Source organism: Pseudoalteromonas sp. AOP7-A1-14, from assembly GCF_052376275.1.
Taxonomy (GTDB): Bacteria; Pseudomonadota; Gammaproteobacteria; order Enterobacterales; family Alteromonadaceae; genus Pseudoalteromonas.
Window position 1 is genome coordinate 1 of the sequence record NZ_JBQSVO010000062.1, and the last position, 21351, is coordinate 21351.

The 21351-nt window shown below is 41.4% G+C and carries 14 protein-coding genes and 1 pseudogene; 10 read left to right on the forward strand and 5 right to left on the reverse strand.

Annotation, left to right across the window (positions count from 1 at the left end; translation table 11 throughout):
* Positions 1–125: 125 nt before the first annotated feature.
* The 4 genes and pseudogenes from ACT3RM_RS10705 (at position 126) to ACT3RM_RS10720 (ending at position 4262) form a co-directional block, all read left to right on the forward strand.
* The gene (locus ACT3RM_RS10705) at positions 126–947 is read left to right on the forward strand and encodes a prolipoprotein diacylglyceryl transferase family protein (protein ID WP_441994911.1); all 822 of its coding nucleotides are present in this window, start codon (positions 126–128) and stop codon (positions 945–947) included.
* A 9-nt stretch (positions 948–956) separates the two neighbouring features.
* Positions 957–1712 (forward strand): thiol:disulfide interchange protein DsbG, encoded by a 756-nt coding sequence (gene dsbG, locus ACT3RM_RS10710; RefSeq protein WP_441994910.1) that lies wholly within the window; start codon positions 957–959, stop codon positions 1710–1712.
* Positions 1682–3128: pseudogene (locus ACT3RM_RS10715) on the forward strand (TonB-dependent receptor plug domain-containing protein); the annotation flags it as partial. The gene dsbG and the pseudogene ACT3RM_RS10715, both read left to right, overlap by 31 nt.
* Before the next feature lie 417 nt (positions 3129–3545).
* A complete protein-coding gene (locus ACT3RM_RS10720; RefSeq protein ID WP_441835185.1) occupies positions 3546–4262 on the forward strand; it encodes an SIR2 family NAD-dependent protein deacylase in 717 nt (238 codons plus the stop codon).
* 40 nt (positions 4263–4302) lie between these two features.
* On the opposite strand, the gene ACT3RM_RS10725 is transcribed toward ACT3RM_RS10720, so the two are convergent.
* Both ACT3RM_RS10725 and ACT3RM_RS10730 read right to left on the reverse strand, forming a co-directional pair.
* Positions 4303–5895, reverse strand: a complete 1593-nt coding sequence (locus tag ACT3RM_RS10725; RefSeq protein ID WP_441835186.1) for a carboxylesterase/lipase family protein — start codon at positions 5893–5895, stop codon at positions 4303–4305.
* 235 nt (positions 5896–6130) lie between these two features.
* On the reverse strand, positions 6131–9070 hold the full coding sequence (locus tag ACT3RM_RS10730; protein WP_441835187.1) for a TonB-dependent receptor: 2940 nt from the start codon (positions 9068–9070) through the stop codon (positions 6131–6133).
* Between the two features lie 201 nt (positions 9071–9271).
* Here ACT3RM_RS10730 and ACT3RM_RS10735 point away from each other — a divergent pair, with 201 nt between their 5' ends.
* The 6 genes from ACT3RM_RS10735 (at position 9272) to ACT3RM_RS10760 (ending at position 17309) form a co-directional block, all read left to right on the forward strand.
* Positions 9272–10519: an amino acid deaminase gene (locus ACT3RM_RS10735; protein ID WP_441835188.1), complete on the forward strand. Its 1248-nt coding sequence runs from the start codon at positions 9272–9274 to the stop codon at positions 10517–10519.
* 26 nt (positions 10520–10545) lie between these two features.
* Positions 10546–11397 carry a MurR/RpiR family transcriptional regulator gene (locus ACT3RM_RS10740; RefSeq protein WP_441835189.1) on the forward strand — a complete coding sequence of 284 codons (852 nt, stop codon included), beginning with the start codon at positions 10546–10548 and terminating at the stop codon, positions 11395–11397.
* A 2-nt stretch (positions 11398–11399) separates the two neighbouring features.
* Positions 11400–12869, forward strand: a complete 1470-nt coding sequence (locus ACT3RM_RS10745) for an N-acyl-D-amino-acid deacylase family protein (RefSeq protein WP_441835190.1) — start codon at positions 11400–11402, stop codon at positions 12867–12869.
* Entirely contained in the window at positions 12862–13245 is a 384-nt protein-coding gene (locus tag ACT3RM_RS10750) for a RidA family protein (RefSeq protein WP_441835191.1), read from the forward strand. Before ACT3RM_RS10745 ends, ACT3RM_RS10750 begins: the two co-directional genes overlap by 8 nt.
* Before the next feature lie 229 nt (positions 13246–13474).
* Complete coding sequence (locus ACT3RM_RS10755; protein ID WP_441835192.1) at positions 13475–14923, forward strand: sodium:solute symporter family protein; 1449 nt, start codon at positions 13475–13477, stop codon at positions 14921–14923.
* A 58-nt stretch (positions 14924–14981) separates the two neighbouring features.
* Positions 14982–17309 (forward strand): family 20 glycosylhydrolase, encoded by a 2328-nt coding sequence (locus ACT3RM_RS10760; RefSeq protein WP_441835193.1) that lies wholly within the window; start codon positions 14982–14984, stop codon positions 17307–17309.
* Between the two features lie 19 nt (positions 17310–17328).
* Here the strand turns inward: ACT3RM_RS10760 and ACT3RM_RS10765 are convergent, their stop codons facing one another.
* From ACT3RM_RS10765 to ACT3RM_RS10775, 3 genes are all read right to left on the reverse strand, one after another.
* Positions 17329–18009, reverse strand: a complete 681-nt coding sequence (locus tag ACT3RM_RS10765; RefSeq protein ID WP_441835194.1) for an SDR family oxidoreductase — start codon at positions 18007–18009, stop codon at positions 17329–17331.
* Between the two features lie 140 nt (positions 18010–18149).
* Positions 18150–19490 carry an N-succinylarginine dihydrolase gene (astB, locus tag ACT3RM_RS10770; RefSeq protein ID WP_441835195.1) on the reverse strand — a complete coding sequence of 447 codons (1341 nt, stop codon included), beginning with the start codon at positions 19488–19490 and terminating at the stop codon, positions 18150–18152.
* A 616-nt stretch (positions 19491–20106) separates the two neighbouring features.
* Entirely contained in the window at positions 20107–21117 is a 1011-nt protein-coding gene (locus ACT3RM_RS10775) for a zinc-binding alcohol dehydrogenase family protein (protein WP_441835196.1), read from the reverse strand.
* Positions 21118–21351 lie beyond the last annotated feature (234 nt).

The window sequence follows — 21351 nt, forward strand, 5'->3', positions numbered from 1 at the left end:
AATTAAGAACAAGCGCTAAGTAAGTACTATGTGTTTATTTATTATTAATTTTTTATCTTAATATTGGCTTAATTAAGTCTTTATATACTATAGCGGTTAATCATATTTAAAGAAGACTTATAGCTATGTTAAGTATTTCTCTCGGACCACTTGTTATTGCGATTTCACAGCTTATTACTTTATTAGGTTTAGGAGTGTTTTGGGGGGGTATTTATTTACAAACTCGTAAGCAGGCGCAACAAAAAATAATATTAGATAATACATTTAAAGCATTTGTAGTGGGGTTTATCACTGCGCGCTTAATGTTTGTGTTGACTATGTGGGATGCCTATCAAGAAAATTGGTGGCAACTTATTAATATAAGCGATGGCGGCTTTATGCCTGCTTATGGTTGGATGGCTGGTGCGCTAGTCTTGGCGTTATATACCAGGGGTAAAAAAGCTGTCATAAAAACCTACTGTATAGCCTCAGTTGTGTCGTTATTTGTCATTATGGTGCCTAGCTTTGCCGCGCTTATTTATAAAGCGGGAGTCGAACTGCCGCAATCACCAGTACATAATATTCAAGGCCAACAAGTTAACTTACAGACATTTAAAGGTAAGCCTGTAGTCATTAACTTTTGGGCGTCGTGGTGCCCTCCATGTCGTAAAGAAATGCCAGTATTACAGGCCGCACAAAAAAATAACCCCGATGTGACGTTTGCCTTTGTTAACCAAGGTGAAGACTTATTTACAGTGCAAAAGTTTATTGATGCTGAACAGCTCGATTTACAAAATGTGTTTTTTGATCAAAGCAGTAATGTTAGTCGTGAGTCGGGTGCTGCAGGGCTGCCAACAACGCTGTTTTATAGTCGTGATGGCAAACTAGTGACCAGTCATATGGGGGAGCTTTCGCAAGCGAGCTTACGTTATTACATTCAAGGTATAAACCAACAATCTGCGCAATAAGGAATATCTATGAAGTTGTTTTTTTTACTCGTGTTTTTATCATTTACTTCGCCTTTAATAGCTGAGCAAAAAACACTCCCCACGCCGCTCAAGCTATTAACAGCGCAGGGGGCTGAAATAGTCAGTGAGTTTGCGGCGCCGGCCAATATGACCGGCTACGTTGCTGACTTTAAAGGGCAAGTCATTACAGTATATTTGACCGATGATGACCAGTATTTGTTTACCGGTTCCATGCTGGATGCCAAGGGTAATAATATAGGCGAGCAAGCGGTAAACGACTATGCTACAGGCCCTAAAGCAGAAAAAGATTGGAAAGTATTAGAAGATAGTCATTGGATCCTCGATGGGTCGCCCTCGGCAAAACGAATTGTTTATACGTTTACTGATCCAAATTGCCCTTATTGCAGAAAGTTTTGGAAAAATGCTCGACCTTGGGTTGACGCTGGTGATGTACAAATACGTCATATTTTAGTGGGGATTTTAAAAGCCGATAGTTTAGGGAAAGCTGGAGCTATTATGAATGCAAGCAATCCTGAAGATGTATTAAGAAAGTTTGAAAATAATAGTTTAGCACGAACGCTACAGCCACTTAAAAATATGCCTGAGCATATAAACACGCAATTAATGAAAAACCATCAAATAATGATGTCGGTTGGTGCAAGGGCAACACCAGCTACTTTTTATCATGATTCGAAAGGTGCTGTAAAAATGCAAATGGGTTTACCGCCGGAGTCATTAATGTCAGAAATCCTCGGACCTTTATAAAATCAACGCTTTGTTTATCTGTTGTAAGTGATGCTTATGCAGAACAACAAGCTCCTGTGAATAAAGATGATGCAGATATAGAAGTAATAGAAGTGCGTGGCATTCGCTCCAGTATGGCTGAAAACTTAGCAGTTAAGCGCTTATCAAGCTCTATTGTTGATGCAATTACCGCAGAGGATATTGGTAAATTCCCAGATAAAAATGTAGCTGATTCACTTGCTCGTGTACCGGGAATCGTTATTAATCGTGATGGTGGTGAGGGCTCGACAGTGAGCATTCGAGGTTTATCGTCAGATCTAACGTATACGCAATTAAACGGTAACTTTATTGCTTCATCTCCGGGTGAGCCCTCACGCTCGTTCGATTACTCTTTACTACCTTCAGCGATGATCTCAAGTGTTGAAGTATTTAAGTCTCCGGAGGCTCGTTTAGATGAGGGGGGGTAGGTGGCACTATTCTAATGCATAGCCGTAAGCCCCTTGATATGGATGCTAATTCGGGTGTATTTAATGTAGAAAGTACTTATGGGGATGTAACCAAAGAGTATGAGCCACAGTTTACCGGTGTTTATTCGTGGAAAAACGACAGTGATACTTTTGGCATGCTGTTTGGCTACACACGCCAAGAACGAACTAATCGTACTTTGACGGGGGATACTGAGAGTAATGTATGGCGCTATACCGGTGAACAGGCCGTTAATACTGGCGGTAATCCAGTTGAAAATAATAATAATTGGGATCCGATCACTGATGCCAACGGACAAAACTATAGTGATGTATGGTTTCTGCAAGTGGTGAGAACCTCTGTAGTGAATGAAGTACGCGAGCGTGAAGGTGTGCAGTTTAGCACCCAATGGCGACCAACAAACCGTATTGAAATAGGCTTAAATTACTTTGGCTTTAGTTTAAATCAGCAGCGCAACACCTCGATTGTTGATATGCCAGAGTGGTCACTTAATCCTGATTTTTTAACTGATGTTACTCTTGATAACACCGGTAATATTGTCACAGGTATGGATTACAATGCGCTTGCCAGTGGCGCTAATAAAGATATGCAATTACCTTGGCTGCGCGGCAGTTATGTTGATGAAGAGTCAACTTCAGATACCTTTGACTTTAACCTTACTTACGAAGGTGATAATTTTACAGCGCGTTTTGTGGTTGATAAAACCAAGGCCAAAGGCGGTCCTAAAGAAAGTTGGGAAGCCGCATATAAAAGTTCAAACGCAGGTGAAGACGGAAGTGTTATAGAAAATGCTCGCAAACAGCGGGTTGGTTAATTTCAGATGATAGAATTTCAATGCAGCTTGATCCAAACATCTTAGATAATCTGTTAAATGGTATTGGTGGCGGGCGTGATGCGGGTTCGTCAAACTCAAGCTTTGTGCGCAGTACGCTTGAAGAAAAATACTATCAATTTAACTGAGTCAGAAGCCGTTACTCGTTTAGGCGATGACACTGATTCACGCTTAATAAGCACCAGCTATTCAGGCAGACGTTATTAAGCGGGGTTTAATTAAAGCTTTTAAACTTAAGCGCGGCCAAGTAATTGTGTTTTTACTGACTGTTTAACAGAATTCATAAGGTGTTATGCTTAATCATTAAATGATATTAATGAGCTTAGTATTTTCTTTTACCCTTGCAATTACCTACCTTAGCAGAGCCTATGTCTAATAACGCTGTTGAAAGTTGCGGTTAGCCAGCAAGCCGATTTTTAAGTTTTATGGGATTAGGCGTGAAAAGGATATTCCAGTGCGCATAATAAAGTATGGGCGACAGAGCGTTAACAGCAAGTGAGTGATAGAAAGCTTGGCTATAAAATGTAGGATTAATAATGAATACACTTTATATAACGGGTGCCGGAGTGAGTGCAGCCAGTGGTATTCCAACCTTTCGTGGAGAAGATGGCTTTTGGACTATTGGCAGTAAAAACTTTACGCCAATGGAAATGGCGACAAGGGCGATGTATAAAAATAACCCACGAGAATTTTTAGCTTGGTATTACCACCGATTTGCTACATACCGTAATCACGGGCCTAACGAGGTACACTATTGGTTAAGCGATAAAAACTTAATTACTCAAAATATCGATGGGCTTGATGGTAAAGCAGGCAATAAAAACTATATTCCAATTCACGGGCGCCTTGACCAAATGACCTCTTTTCATCATCAAGGCGATGACGTAACACCTCAAACGACACCATGGGGTAACATAGATGAAAGCCGTTTACACGATTCATTGCTTGAGCTATTTAAAATCGAAAACCAGCAGGCCGTGCTCAATCACTCGCTAAAACCTTATGTATTGTTATTTGATGAATACTACACCGAGCTTTATCGCATTAGTGAAGCCCAGCAAAGAATGATTGATTCCGACAAAATCGTATTTATCGGCACCTCGTTTAGCGTAAATATCACGCAAATGGCATTGGAAGTGGCTCGTAGTTACGATATCCCGATAGAAATAGTTGATCCAGACCCGACCCATATAATGCATGCAAACGTCAATTATAAAAAAATGACAGCACTTGAGTATGTGCAACAGGCATAAAACCAAATATGTTTAGCATATTTGACTTTATTACCCATATTTATTTTATAGAGGTTTTGAGCTTTGTAACATTAAGGCGAGCTTCTCGCGGATCGGGTGTAAACGTTGCGGTGCCTTCTTTATTGAGTTGTAGAATATAGCTCTCATCGCCTTTAAATGCACGCCAAGAAGGTAACCCTGGGCCATTGGGTGAGCCGTGTTTAATAAAGTTAGTAACGTAACGGTGCATTATTTTGGCCATTTGCTTGTCTTGATCGGTGGTAATATGGCCATATTTAGTGGTGGCTGTATTGAAAAAGTAAGGGATTTCAGAAGCGTGCGCGGCGCCTTGTGCATCAACTGTTTGTGCTACATACCCAAATCGGTAAAGAAATGCGGGCTGTGAGAATTTACTTACTTGTTGAGCAACAAAGCGTGCAGGTTCTTGCATTAAGCTATCTTGGCCTGTTTCATAATTAAGTACATCTAGATCTTTTTTATCGTTGCTATCATAGGCTTGCTTAGCTTGAGCTGCATGGGTGCCAAAACTGTTAAATAGTGCTTCTTTAGTGCTGTAATTCGCAAAACTAATATCGTGGTTTGTGGTACCAACCATCACAGGAACATGACTAAAATTACCTTCATTTAATGCATTTTCGATCGATGAACTAACTAAAGTACCATCTAAAATAGGTCCACCAACATAGGTAGGTGCTTTTCGGTTTGGGGTCATACTGGCTAAATTAAGGCCATCAACAAGCTTATCGGCGCTCAGCATTCGTAGTGCTTTTAATGCTGGTTTATCGTCGCCTTTAATATCGTACTGAGCCGCAAAGTTAAGACCAACTTGCTCTGCTGATAGCGTGTTTTTATCATCACTTTTCAAGGGCAGTTGATTAAATAGTTTACGGCCACCACCAGACATTATAATGGCTTTGTTGAATAGTCCTTGTGCGGCAGGGGTTTGCATCATTGCATGTACAGACTCACCACCGGCAGATTCCCCCATAAGTGTAACTTGCTGTGGATCGCCACCGAACTGGCTGATGTTATCTTTCACCCAATCAAGCGCAGCAATTTGATCCATAAACGCGTAGTTACCAAGCGCATCGTCTGCAAACTTAGAAAGTGCTGGGTGTGCAAAAAAGCCAAAACGACCTAGGCGATAATTAAAACTAACAAATACCACGTCTTGTTTTGCGAAACTTTCACCGCTATATACGTCAGGTGATGAACCTCCATTTACAAAGCCACCGCCATGTATCCACACCACTACAGGGTAAGGTTGTTGACCTTGCTTGGTGGGTTTAAACACATTTAAATATAAACAATCTTCAGTAGGGAGCGTAGTGAGTGGCGCAGCATCGCCAGCAAATGGTTTTTGCATGCAGTCTGGCGCAAATTCAGTCGTATTTTTTACACCTTCCCAATCAACAACAGGCTGCGGCGCTCGCCAGCGATTATCAGCTACAGGCGCAGCAGCAAAAGGAATACCTTTGAAGGAAATTACTTTACCTGAATCAGTACCTTGAATTTTACCGCCGGTTACATCTGCAGTGGTATTTTGTGAAGGCTTAGAACAAGCTTGTAAAATAGAGGCTGTTACAACCAGCGATGAGATAAAAAGCAGAGATTTAAGTGAACGCAATACCATTGTTAAGCCCTGTAAAGGTGGTTGTTTTAGTATAGATAACCTACGGATAGTAGCACTTAGATGAGTATAATAAAAAGTCGCACTGATAAAATATGCATACAATAACGAAATAAACCAACGCAGCTATATAGGGATTATAGCTACGCCGGTTAGGTATTTGGCAAGGTTAATCAACCTTTTATCTTCTGGGCAGAAGTGTGCCAAATTAGGTGTTATACCTAATGAGTATTAACCGTTAAAAGCGTGTACGAATACCTAAGGTAATACGGCGCTCAAATATATTTTGGGTGATCACATGCTCTGACCACTGCGCGTAGATATCTTCCTTTTCTTCAGTTAAGTTGCTTACAGAGGTATAAATACTGGTATTTTCAGCAATGTCGTATCCTGCGTACATATCAAAGTAGAGTGTACTATCGGTCCAAAATGGCACTACACCTTCACCCATTGGTGAGCTTAAACTGTCTAAGCGGTCGCTTCGATAATTGGCAGCAAGGCGTAATTGTAGAGGTCCTTTTTCGTACCACAGCACGGCATTGGCTGATTTTTCAGAGTTATCTTGAATGGGTAAGCTTTTCCCGTATACATCTACGTTGGCGCTGTCACTCGGTGCGTAAGTAAAGTTTAATGACGTACCTAAACCATCAAATGGGGCGGGTAAAAAGTTAAACGCTTGCTGATAAACCACTTCAAAGCCTTTAATATCGCCGCCTTCACCGTTTACCTCCGTGGTGACGGGTACTTCACGGCGAATAACGCCGTCAATATCAGGCAGTCCTTGCATTACAATACCGTTTTCAACAAACGATTCAATATCCATTAAAAAGGCTGAAATACTCAGTAAGCCACTTTCATTAAAGTACCACTCGGCAGATAAGTTGTAATTAGTGGCGCGCCATGGTTCTAAATCAGGGTTACCGTTTTGAGTGCCTTGCACAGCCACTAATAAGTCTGGGCTTACTCCAAGCTCTGCGCCGAGTACATCACCGGCACGAGTACGGCCAACGCTCACACCCCCTGCGAGTTTACCAATGTCTAACGTGGTCATGGTTTTACCGTAACCTGCACGTAAAATAACGTCATCGGTCAGGTTTAAGTTAAAGTTCATTGATGGTAAAAAGTCTGAATAATCACGGGCAAGCCATTTTTCACCGGTTTTTTCACTGGCAGTACATAACGAGCAAGGACGCGCTGAGCCAAGTTGATTTTGTAGTAAATCGAGTTCGGTTTTAATGTATTGCGCACCGACATTAGCGGTGTAACTTAAACTCCCCAATTCGCCAGCAAAGTTTGCTTTAAAATAGGCTGTTTGGGTCTGTTCTTTTACTTGATAAGTACGCGATGGGTTTGCTAAGCGTTTATTGCCCGGATAAATAGCGTTTTGAAATGCCATTGGATCGTCCATTACTTTTGGGTCGATTAAATAAAAGCTTTGTCCTGCACCACCTGGGCCTAAACCATTTACTTGGTGTACCCAACCATCTGGCATGTCACTAAAAAAGCTAGTTTTACCTATGGTTAAGTCGCCGCCTGCAACGCTATTTTCACCATCACCGTTAGTATCACCAAGTGACGCACCAGAGTCTTTCCACATGACATCGGCGGTAATATCACCGGTTGTAAATGGTGCGACTAAAATATAAGTCTCACGTTCTACATCACGTTTTGAAGCACGCAAACCAAAATCAAGATTATGCAAATGGTTGGTATCGAATGCGTAATGACCATCAATACGCGCGACATCAAGCCTGGCTTCTTCTTCAAAGTTATTTTCAGAGTAAGTAGAAACAAGGTTGTACTGGTTTATATCGTTACCAAAATCCTCAGGAAAACCAAGAGTTAGATACTCGCCACCACGAGAAAAATTAACATCAACCGCTTCAGGACCATAGCCATTTGGGTTTACTGGCGTAATACCATCACCATGATTTTTTAGTAAACCATGTTGCTCACCTGAGGTTAAAAAGCCATGGGCTACATTTTCTGTGTGGCTACGCTCGGCTGAGCCATGAATATACCTAAATTCGCCTGATAAAGGACCGTCGCCTTGGTATTCGAAGAAAAAGCTAGCGTTGGTTGATTCTCGTTCGTTAGTTAGGCTTTCAGAATAGGCACTGACACGGCGTACTTCTAAATCGGCATCATTAACGGTGTAAATTTGTCCACCTTGGTCGTTATCAAGACGCGGAATAAAGTTATCTGAATAAGCCCAAATAGCACCTTGAGCATTATCTACCATCACACCTTGTTTGCGGTCGGCATCATCCATCTTTGTATAAAATAAATCGCCAGTAAATATGAGCGAATCAGCTATCTGGTATTGCACAGTGGTGTTTAAGCCTAAGCGATCACGTTCGGTTTCGCGGTCCATCACGCCATAAAAACGTTGGCTGTAAAAGCTGTCGTTTAAGTCGCCATCACCGTTAAAGTCGCGGTCAGTTTCGTTTTGCACTTCTGATGAAGTTAAAATTGTGCCATTACGATAGTTCGCAAGAGTACTTTCATCGTACGCTGCGGTAAAAATAATGCCGAATTTATCATTGTTGTATCCAGCAAATACGATCGCTTTAGGGTCGATTTGTTCTGATAAACTACCGCGTGTGCCCTCACCCGTAAGTGAAAATGTGGTGCCTTCGTCCAGATCAAAAGGGCGGCGGGTTTTTAAATCTAAAGTGCCCGAAATTCCCCCTGCTAATGTATCGGCTTGAGGCGATTTAAGCACATCGATTCCTGACAGTAGCGCTGCTGGGATATCAGTAAAATCGGGCTGTAGCTGCGTAATAGAGCCGGCACTTAAAAATTGTTCGCCATTAAGTAAAGTAGTCACTTGTGGCATACCACGAATATTAATGGTTGAGCCTTCACCGGCGGAGCGGCGAATTTGCACACCGGGAATACGTTGCAGCGTATCGGCAATGGTTACGTCAGGTAATTTACCGATGTCTTCTGCGGTGATTGAGTCCATAACACCAGTGCTAAAGCGCTTATTGTTAATGTCTTGTTTGTTACTGGCTGCAATGCCGCGTACTTCAATGGTTTCAATTTCATCATTTTCGCTTTGTGCTTGATCTGCAGCAAAAGTACTAAAGCTTGAATAGCTACAAATAATTGCAGCGACTGCTTTGGCTGTTAAACTCTTGTTTAGCATAGCTAGGTGACGGTTTTTGGTAGTCATTTTGTTGTTCCTCATCCTGTATTTTTTAAAGGTGATTATTATTGCCTGTTAATTTGTAACGCGTGTTGACTATTTTCCTGTTATTAATTAACATCACTTTCAAACAAAATGCAATAACAATTACATTAACATTTGATAATTTTTTGAGTTTTAATGTAATGTTGCTATCTAAGGTAATGATTTAAAATAAGAGTTTTAGTTATGCAGCAATTAGTGATTAATAACGCCGCGCAAATAAATAGCGTGAATAAAGGTTTAGGCAGCAAGGAAGCGCTAACACTTAGTGGTTGGAATGTAACTAAACAACAAGTTAGCTTACCTTGCGCGTGTATTTATCAAACTCGGTTAGATAACAATATTGCTTGGATGGCAAAATTTGCACAGCAAAGTCACGTTGAGTTTTCGCCCCATGGTAAAACAACCATGGCGCCGGGAATTTTTAAAAAACAACTGAGCGCAGGAGCCTTTGCAATTACCGTAGCAACGGTGCATCAAGCTGTTGTTGCAGCAGAGGCGGGTGCCAAACGTATAATTATGGCTAATCAATTGGTTGGCCTTGCTAACTTGCAATACCTTGCTGATTTATTAGCGCAGTATGAAATCGACTTTTACTGTTTAGTTGATGATATTGATAATGTGGCAGCCATAGGCTCATTTTTTACCGAGCACAACCTAACAGTAAAGCTATTAATTGAATTAGGCGTGCCCGGCGGCCGTTGTGGTGTTGTTGATAGTAAAAAACTACAGCAGCTAGTAACAAAAACAAGTCAATTTTCATCATTAAAGCTTGCCGGTATTGAAGTGTATGAAGGTGTGCTTAGCAATAAAAACGATGTAACTCGGTTTTTAAATTATGCAGTTGAACAGTGCAAAAAACTGATCGAAACGAATGCATTTGATACTGAAAAAGTGATCATAACCGCAGGCGGCTCTGCGTGGTACGATCTAGTATGTGATGCGTTTGCACCAAATAATATGCTCGATAATATGATACCGATAATTCGCCCAGGTTGTTATGTAGCGCATGATCAGGGTATTTATGAAAATGCCCAGCAACAGGTATTAGCGCGTAATCCGCTGGCCTGTAATATTGGCAGCGATTTACAGTCGTGTTTAGAAATTTGGGCTTATGTGCAGTCGGTACCTGAACCCGGACGCGCAATTATTGGTATGGGTAAGCGTGATGTTGCCTTTGATGCCGGGCTGCCAATTCCTAACTTACATATAGATCAACACGGTAAAGTTACTAGCGCAGGCGCTAATTGGAAAGTTGAAAAAATAATGGATCAACACGCTATGCTTAGCTGTGAGCAAAATAGTCCCTTAAAAGTGGGCGATATTATTGCATTTGGTACGTCACACCCTTGCCTGACATTTGATAAATGGCGCTGTATAAACGTAATTGATGATAATTATAACGTTATTGATATTTTTGAGACGTATTTTTAAAACGTATTTCTAAAAAGAGTAATTAAATGGATATAGTTTCGCGAATTAAAGAACGCATCGGGCATTTACGCCAGTCTGAGCAGTTAATTGCACAGCTAATTTTAGCTGATTTACAATACGCGGCCTCAGCAAGTATTGGCGATTTAGCACAGCGCGCTAAAGTTAGTCATGCCTCAATTACCCGTTTAGCTAAAGCGCTGGATTGTGAAAACGTACGAGATATGAAGCTGCAACTGGCGCAGTCGCTGGCGGTTGGCGAGCGCTTTATTAGCGATAACAGCTCGGTGCGTGAGGATATTCCAGCCATTTATAAAGCCATCCACGATATTTTAGATATGAACGCAGGGCTTATAGAGCAGTCACAAGTTGAAGCTGCAGCCCGCTATATTGCAGGCAGCCGACATACGCTTATTTTTGGGGTTGGTGGCGGCAGCTCCGTAGTGGCACAAGAGTGTCATAACCGCTTGTTTCGTTTAGATGTGTTAAGTAATGCTTATAGTGACCCAGTTATGATGCGAATGACCGCTGCTAGTGTCGATATAAGTGATGTAGTGGTGGTGTTATCGCTTACTGGCTTACCAGGCGATTTAATCGATGCGGCTAATATAGCTAAAGATTATGGTGCTAAAATTGTTGCTATTTGCCCAGACAGCGTACTTGCAGATGCCGCAACGATACATTTACCTATTAAAACCAACGAGTCAGATTACATTTTTACACCAAGCACCGCACGTTACGCAATGCTTGCGGCTGTTGATGTACTTGCCAGTGAAGTGGCAATTTTAACGCAGAAAAAATCCCGTGAAAAACTACGCCGCATTAAACATGAGTTAGACGAATATCGTCAAGGACCTGATCGCGCGCCATTAGGAGATTAACTATGCAGCATGATATTTCGCAGCAGGTAGATACCATTATCTATCAAGCTAAAATGTTTGATGGGTTAGGCAATGAGCCACAGCTAATAGATGTGGCGATTGTCGGTGAACGTATTGTTGCCATAGGCGAATTATCTGCATTACAAGCAACGCATGAAGTAATGGCCGCAGGGCTATGTTTAGCGCCGGGGTTTATTGATGTACATACCCATGATGATCTCGAGGTATTACGTAACCCGGATATGGCAGCAAAAATTACGCAGGGTGTCACTACGGTGATCACGGGTAATTGTGGAATTAGTGCCGCACCTGCCAAATTAACCTCAAAAGCGCCTGATCCGATGAACTTGTTAGGTGAAAAAAGCGAGTTTACCTTCACTAACATGGCCAATTATATTAATGCCTTTAATAAGCAAAAGGCGAATGTAAACGTGGCAGCTTTAGTTGGGCACACCACGCTTCGTAACAACGTGATGAATGATTTATTACGCGGCGCAAGCGATGATGAAATTGCCTTAATGCAACAACAACTAAATGAAGCGATTAGCCAAGGAGCTTTGGGACTTAGTACTGGGCTTGCCTATCGCAATGCACATTGTGCGCCCGAGCAAGAAATACAGGCATTCGGCCCTACTTTGAAAAAGCACGATGCGCTTTACACTACTCATTTACGCACCGAATTTGATGCTGTACTTGAAGCTATGGATGAAGCCTTTGCGATGGAAAAAAACTTTGCCATTAAAGTAATTATTTCGCATTTAAAGTGCGCAGGTAAAAATAACTGGGGTCGCGCGCCTGAGTTACTCGCCAAATTTGCCGAGCAAGGTGAAGACTCAAAATGTAGCTGCGATGCTTACCCTTATGCTGCAAGTTCTAGCACCTTAGATTTAAACCAAGTAACGGCTGATTTTGAAATATTTATAACCTGGTCAGACGCTCACCCAGAAATGGCAGAACGGACATTGCAGGATATCGCCAAGCAATGGCAATTGCCATTACTTGAGGCGGCTAAAAAGTTGTTACCCGCCGGGGCTGTTTATCATGGTTTAAATGAGCAAGACGTAAAAACGATTTTAGCCTTTGATAAAACTATGATTGGCTCTGACGGTTTACCGTGCGACCCGCATCCGCATCCACGTTTATGGGGCTCATTCCCGCGAGTGCTGGGTCATTATAGCCGCGAGCACAGTACTTTCTCTCTTGCTACGGCCATTCATAAAATGACTGGTTTAAGTGCTGCCAATTACCGCTTGGTTGATCGCGGGGTGATCAAAGTCGGTAATTTTGCTGATTTGGTGCTATTTGATGCCGATGAAATTATTGATAACGCTACATTTTTAGATCCAGCCTTACCCGCCTCAGGTATTCACCGAGTGTGGACTAACGGCCAAGCTACATTAATAAATAAACAGATATTACCTGCACACTCGGGGAAATTTTTAACCTCACTTGGAGTAAATACAAATGATTAAACGAATTGGAACTGAAGGTGGTAAAGGCACCGGTGGTCAACACTTACCGTTTGCTCGCGCAATCGAAGCGGGTGGCTGGTTAATGGTGTCAGGGCAAACGCCAATGAAAGACGGTGAAGTAGTTGAAGGTGGTATTATTGAACAGTCTCGTTTAGCCATTCAAAACTGTATCGATATTATGGATGAAGCGGGTTATGGCCTTGAGCATGTAGCACATGTGAAAGTAATTTTGACCGATGCGCGTTATTTTCAATCGTTCAATAAAGTGTTTAAAGAGTTTTTTGGCGCTCATCCACCAGCACGCATTTGCGCTGTGGCAGATTTGGTGGTCGATTGTAAAGTTGAAGTTGATGTGACTTGTTATAAGGCACCTTAATTTTAGTTTTGGTTGGCTAAATTCCTTTATTTTTAAGGTGGTTAGCCACACCGTTAAGCAGTAAAATAATGGAAATAAGCAGTACAAACTGCGTAGTAGAAATAAGCAATACAAGTAAGCAATACAATAAAATAAAACACTATTCATCAACAGAATAATAACTAACACCAATCTCGTAATTAAATAATATGTATAAAGCGTTGCGTGGATTGGTGTAACAGGATGTCTTATGAAGTGGCAATTATTAATGGCCTTTTTAGGCTACTTAGGATTTATGATTTGGTTTGGCTGGTGGGTTAGCCGAAACTCTAAAGGCGGTGATGACTTTTTACTGGGCGGACGTAACTTACCGTTTTTGCTTACGTTAGGAACTACGGTTGCCACTATGGTTGGCACCGGTTCATCCATGGGCGCTGTAGGTTTTGCCTACCTTAATGGCTGGGCTGGTATGATATATGGCCTTGGTGGTGCTGCGGGTATTCTACTGCTGGCTAAAATATTTGCCCCCGTACGTGAACACCAATTCATGACGATGAGTGAAGAAGTCTCTTATTATGTAGGGGCGCATCCGCTGGTTAAAAATACCATAGCGGTGTTTATTTTTATCGCCAGTATTGGTTGGCTAGGCGCACATATATTAGGCGGCGGCATGTATTTAGCGTGGCTAACGGGGCTGTCCCCCTTTAGCGCCAAACTTATTATTGCATTGGGTTTTAGTGTTTATGTCGTTATTGGTGGTTATGTGGCGGTAGTGTGGACCGATTCGATTCAAGCAATTGTATTGTTTGTTGGCTTTTTCTTAATGGCCGGTGTCGCGCTTTATGAAGTCGGTGGTTTAAGCGACATGGCTAGTGCTCAGCCTGTTCTTAACCAAAGCTTTTTATCGCTCGATAAAATAGGCGCTGTACATGGTTTATCGCTGTTTTTTGCGGTGCTCGTTGGGGTGTTAGTTGCGCCTTCATTTCGCCAGCGTATTTACTCAGGCAAACATGTTAAAAGCATTCGACAGTCGTTTTATTTATCCGGTGGTTTGTATTTAATATTTGCTATTGTGCCTGCCATTATTGGCATGGCCGCTTATGTACTGAACCCAAACCTAGACAACAGCGCTTTTTCATTTCCTTATATGGCGTTTGAGCTACTGCCTTTTGGCTTAGCTGCGTTAGTTATTGTTGCAGGGCTGTCTGCCACTATTTCAAGTGCCAGCTCTGATGCCATTGCAGCAGTGAGCGTGCTTATTCGTGATATTTATAGCTTGGTATTTAAGCGAATGCCCCATGCAAATGAAGTGGTTAGGCTTTCTCAGATCGGCTTAGTTATGACGATTGGCATTGCTTTATTACTTGCGTTGATGACCGATGACGTCATTGGTTATATCACCAATATGATTGCTACTTTGATGTCGGGTTTATGTGTATGCGTCATACTCGGTCACTTTTGGCCGCGCTTTAATTGGCAAGGAGCGATTACGGCACTCGTGGTGTCGTTGTGTGTGTCGTTGGCTATTATTCTTATCCCAACGTGGCAGGCGTTTTGGAGCAACCCGGTTATCCCGGCTATTTTAGCCTCAGGCCTTATGGCTGTTATGGTTACTTTAGTTAGCCCCGCACAGGCGTGTAGCTCAGCCGAAGCGTTAGCTATTTTAAAAGCCCAGCGCGAGGAAATGCAGCATGATTAACACTATTTATTCTGGTGGCACGAAGCATTTATTATCGTCGATTTTAAAGGATTGTTATATGAAAAAGTTTACTCATTTTCTGTGGGCATGTTTACTAAGTTGTAGTTTTGCTAGCACCTCTCAAGCCGAGCCCGTATTAATGCCGATGCCTGTAAAAGTAGAGGCGTTAGCTGGAGTAACAACCCTTCATTCATCTCTGCAGGTTTTTATACCTAAAGCGCAGCAACCACTATTACAGCCACTGTTTAAAAATACATTATTTGCAGAGCAATTTAAGCAGTTACAGTTTACGACGGAATCGGCGGCGCAATTACATATCAATATTGCAGAGGCGGTGAGTGAATTACCTTATTTAAATATGGATGAAAGCTATACGCTAACCATTAAAAATAACACCGTTAATTTAAGCAGCGCTAACCAATACGGCATGCTCACAGGGCTGGCAACGCTATCGCAGTTATTATTTAGTGCTCAGCAACCGTTACAGCTGAGTAATGTAACGATTACTGATACGCCTACTTACCCGTGGCGTGGTTTATTATTTGATGGCGTACGCCATTTTTTACCGATTGCAGATGTTAAACGCACATTACGTGGCTTAGCATCCGCAAAGTTTAATGTGTTTCACTGGCACTTAACTGACGATCAAGGTTGGCGAATTGAGTTAAATAGTTACCCTAAATTACATCAGCAGGTATCTGATGGGCTTTATTATACAAAAGTTCAAATTAAAGACGTAGTACAGTATGCGGCTAAACTAGGTATTAGAGTCGTGCCAGAGTTCGATGTGCCAGGTCATGCAAGCTCCATTGTGCTTGCTTACCCTGAACTGGGTAGCGGTACAAAACTCACGCAAATGGAGCGTCGCTGGGGAGTATTTAAACCGTTACTCGACCCGAGTAATCCAAAGGTATATAAATTTATTGAAGAAGTTGTCGCAGAGCTTGCTGGTTTATTTCCTGATCCGTATTTACACATTGGCGGTGATGAAATTGATGATACTGATTGGCAAAAAAATAGCAATATACAGGCTTACATGCAGGACAAAAACCTGGCAGACAGTCACGCCTTACACGCCTATTTTAATCAAGAAGTGGCTAAAATTTTAGCTAAATATAACAAGCAAATGATTGGTTGGGATGAAGTACTACACCCAAGTTTACCGAAAAACACCTTAGTGCAGTCATGGCGTGGTCATCATTCACTGGCGCAAATTCGTGAGCAAGGATACAACGGTTTACTGTCAAGCGGCTTTTATATTGACCAACCACATTGGACAAGTTATCACTATCGCAATCACCCAGAGCCGTTAGTTAAAAAGCCTGTAACTGCCAGTGCATTATTAGGCAGTGTTAACTTTACACTCACGCGACTAAAAGGCAGAGCTGTTACCGGGCAAGTAGATTTATTTAAAACACCAAAAAATAACTTACAAGCGCGTATTGAAATAAAAGGTAAAGGGCAGTTTATTAGCCAACATGTACAACAAGAAGGTGATGTATATCAGGTTAAACTCGATACTTGGATGGGCGCAACCTTACTTTCATTTGAATTACAAAAAACCACCAATATAGATGCGATGATTGGTAACACCCCGTACCAATTTACTGCGTTTGAAAACTCAAAGAGCACCTTAACGCAGTTAAATAAGCAGATAACTGAGCAACAACAACGCGTACTTAAAGGTAAAGTACTGGGCGGTGAAGCCACAGCATGGGCTGAAATGATCACAACCGATAATATTGATACCCGTTTATGGCCAAGGCTTTATGCGATTGGCGAGCGTTTTTGGTCAGCGCGAACCGTTACTGATGAACAAAGCATGTATAAACGCTTAGCAGTAATAGACCGTTACAGTGATGAAGTTGTTGGATTATTACATCAGCAGCAACTTTTGACTCACTTAAAAAGTGTGATTAAGGCACAGCCTCACGCATCAAAAAATGATTTAACGGCATTGTTAACATTTAGCCAATTAATTGAGCCTGCTCATTATTATACTGCGCATCATTTAGCGTTTTTACGTGATGAGTATCATCAAAAAGTGCCGTTGGATGAATTATTATATGTGTTACCTGTCGAAAGCTTAGCGCTTAAAGAATTCGATTATAAGGTTGATGACTACAATCGTCAGTGTGATGAGCAATTACTTGCGCCTTTACAAAATCAGCTTGTGGTTTGGCAACAATTACTCGAAAGTAAGCAACCGCTCTTTATGAACTTACCCCAGTGGCAAGCAAGTTATTTAGCGATACTTGATGCGCTTCATAACAAAAAAGAGTTGGCTAAGCAGCCGAGTGTAAATAATGACAATGGCACGATTACTCAGGTTATTGCCTCTATTAATGATCTAAAAAGAGCGCAGCAGTCTTGCCGCGCTCAATAGTAATAACTAAGTTTAGATGCTAATTAGTTGGCATTAAAAATAACTCGCGCACGTTGCAGCGCGGGTTTGCTTCAATAGCAAATAAAACGGCTTCAGCGACATCGTCAGGGTCTAGCTTATCGGGCTTTGCTTCATCAAAAAAGGGTGTGTTAACCATACCTGGAGCAATGGTAGTACAGCGCCCTTGCCATTCTTTCATTTCTTCAGCAAGGTTTTGCCCAAAACCATAAGTAAACCACTTAGTTGCTCCGTATATAGAACCTTTTAACGGAGTTCGCCCTGCAGCTGAACTGGTTAAAATAAAGTGCCCGATGGTTTTTCTAAGGTGCGGTAAGGTAAGTTTTGCAGTCCAAAGTAATGCATTGATGTTTATATCAATCATTTTTTGCCACTCGGCTGGATCGCCTTGCTCTGTGCCTGGCGTGTTTACACCCATACCAGCATTAGCAAATGCAACATCAAGGCGGCCAAAGTGCTTAACGCCTTTTTTTACAACGACTTCAAGGGCAGAATAGTCAGTTGCATCACAAGCGACGGCAAAAGTGTTATCGATACCTAGCTCTTTAACCAGTTCATTGAGTTTGTTTTCACTACGCGCAGTTATAATAACTTTGTGGCCATTTTCAACCAGTTTTTTTGCGGTTGCTTCACCAATGCCGCTTGATGCTCCGGTGATTAGAATGACTTTTTGTTTTTCCATTACATGACCTCTCAACTAGCTTAAAACTAACGTATTATAGTGTGCCCACAGTATATCGCAAAAAAGCTTAACTTTAATTGAATTGAGGAAAAGGTGTACAGCCCTAAAAGACAGGGCTGTACCGAAAATTATAAGCTAATTTATAGCTGAAATGGATATACTGAGCCCAAGTCAAGTAGTTGGGTTAATTCATCCAGTGCTTGGTAGCTTTCGGTGAGTAAATTAGGATCGGCAAAGTCATCACTACTTAACGCGTCGCGATAATACTTATTTGCCCATGTAGTGAGTTGCTGATACTTTACTTCGCTAAAGCGTACTTGTGGGTTAACCGCAGCAAGTTCTTGCTCTGTTAATGCAACGCGCAACCTTAAACATGCGGGGCCGCCGCCATTTTGCATACTTTGGCGCAAGTCGAAAAAACGTACTTGATTTATCGGGTTATCTCCACGAACAAGTTCGTTTATATAACTGTTAACCGCTGAATTTCGTTGGCATTCCTCAGGTGCAACTAATAGCATTTTACCACTAGGGAGGGTAACAAGTTGGCTATTAAACAAGTAACTACTAACAGCGTCGTTCACGCTGACCTTGTCAGTGGGTACTTCAATAATGTGCAGTTGTTTTTCACCTAAATAGGCGCTTCTAATCTTGTTTAAGGCGTCAGCTTGATTTAAAAATGCTTGCTCATGACACAATAAAACATTGGCATTAGCGACTGCAATCACATCGTTATGAAATACCCCTTGGTCAATTACATCAGGATTTTGTTGAATAAACAGCTGGTTCGTAGGTTTTAGTTGATGCAAGCGAGCAATCGCTTGTGAGGCTTCGAGGGTTTGCCTTGCTGGGAAAACACTTGGCTTTGGTAATGTGCTGTTAAAACTACTTGCCCCAAATACAAAGATTTCTAAGCCATTGTCGCCGTGATTATCACCAAGACGATTATGATTCGCTGCACCTTCGTCACCAAAAAAACCTTGCTCTGGCAAATGTGGATGATGACTAAAGTGATCATTATTATTAAACATCGATGCCAAAATGGCACTAGTGGTGCTTGGCTCTAACGAGCGGTGAAACTTATTATTTAAGTTAGCTGCGGTAAAATGTACTTTATTATCAAGGGTGTCTATTGATGGTGACACGGTACCAGCGTTTGCTGTCCACATAGCTGATGCTGAATAACAGGCACGTACTAGTACAGGGTCTACTTTAAACGCTTTGTTAATTATTTGGCTATCTGTGCCGCTAAAACCAAGACGCTTTAATATGTTGATATCAGGTCGGGCATGAGGAGCAAAAATACCTTGTTCGAGACCAAGCTCATGCATGGCTTTCATTTTTTCAAGGCCTTGCAATACGGCTTCTCGAGGGTTCGAATGGGTTGAGGCATGATTTAGTGAGGCAACGTTCCCATAAGATAAACCAGCGTAGTTATGAGTAGGTCCAACTAAACCATCAAAATTCATTTCAACTGACTGCATAGGTATTCCAAGAAGTTTAATGTTTTTTCACCATACAGAAAATTATTAAATGAAGCCAGTTAACTCCATCTCAATATTGTGTCGGTTTTGTTGCAAATGGTGACCTCCCCATCTTAACGTGGCTTGGATATGATTGTTACGTTTTAGTACAGCACATTATAAATAGTGCGTTTGGGAATTGTGTATTGTTCAGCGGCTTCACTAATCCTAGTGGATGGACCTATATTTTGTTCATCACTTTGGTTAAGTTTTATTATTTATTAACAAACCTACGCTCTTGCTCTGAGGTTGTATGTGAATCGTTTGCGTGGTGCACATGCCAAACACTAATGTCTAAGCGCCATAATAAATATAAAGTATGATAAAAGTTATACATTGAAAATCTTCCCTGTCGATGAGGTTGGTAATGTAATACCCAAGTTTAGATACTGTCTATTGTTTATCTAAGGAAGAATTATGCCAGTCTGATAAGTTATTTTTATTACAATAAAATCAGCTGCTTGATTTTTTATTTATACATCAAATTAAATATAAGCACTAATTTAGTGAAAAAGTTCAGTTTTGTGCACACTGATGGCGCACAAACTTATTGTACTTGCTCCACCAGTAAGGGGAATTAAAACCCTTCCAGCACGAGCTTGCCGCGTGCTTGATGGGATTCTAATATTGCGTGAGCATGACTTAGATTTTCAATATTAATTTTACCAAGGTGCTGGCCAAGGGTCGTTTTAATAGTACCGTTATCGACAAGCTTTGCCAGCTCGTTAAGTAATTGGTGCTGGGCAATCATATCGTCTGTTTGAAACATTGAACGAGTGTACATAAACTCCCAGTGCAGCGAGATACTTTTACGTTTGAGTTTTAAAATATCAAAACTTGCAGGGTCGTCAATGAGTGCCAGTTTACCTTGTGGTTTTATAACCTCAACAATGCTATCTAAATGTTGTTCAGTGTGAGTGAGGCTTATTACATAATCAAACTGGTTAAGGTTTTGGGACTGACGTTGTTCGTTTAAACACTTAGAATGATCAAGCACATGCTCTATGCCTAGATCGTTTAGCCAAGTAACACTCTCAGTGCGTGATGCAGTACCTACAACGGTTAAGTCTGTTAATTTTTTTGCAAGTTGTACTAAAATAGAACCAACGCCGCCTGCTGCACCCACCACTAATAGCGACGCGGGTTTAGCATCTTTATCGTGGGGTATTTGCAAACGGTCAAATAGTAATTCCCATGCAGTAATACTAGTTAATGGTAGTGCAGCAGCCTCAGCGTCGTTTAATGAAGTAGGAGCTTTACCTACGATTCGTTCGTCAACAAGCTGAAACTCTGCATTACTGCCTGAGCGAGTCAGGTCGCCGGCGTAATAAACGCGGTCACCTACTTTAAATAAACTTACTGTATCGCCAACGGCTGTAACAATCCCGACAGCGTCCCAACCAATTACTTTATAACCGTTTTTAGGGCTGACATTTGCCCGAATCTTAGCATCGACAGGGTTGACTGAAATGGCTTTGACTTTGACCAATAAATCATGGCCCTGTGCGTTTGGCATAGGAAGCTCAATTTCTTGAAAAGAATCGTCAGTTAAGCTTTTTGTTGCTTGCGTATAACCAAATGCTTTCATGTCTCACCCCGGTAAATCATCTATGTATCGCAATACTATAGCGTATATTTGATTATAAAAAGCGCCTGTTCAATCATTTTTTGGCTGATATTAGGACAGGTGTGAATAATTAAAAAATCACATATGTTTTTTCATATATAAACTTTAAAATATACGATTTACCATATATAGTGTTGTTGTCTAATACTAAGGTGATGTTATGAATTATTTAGATCCTATTCAATTTTTTAAATC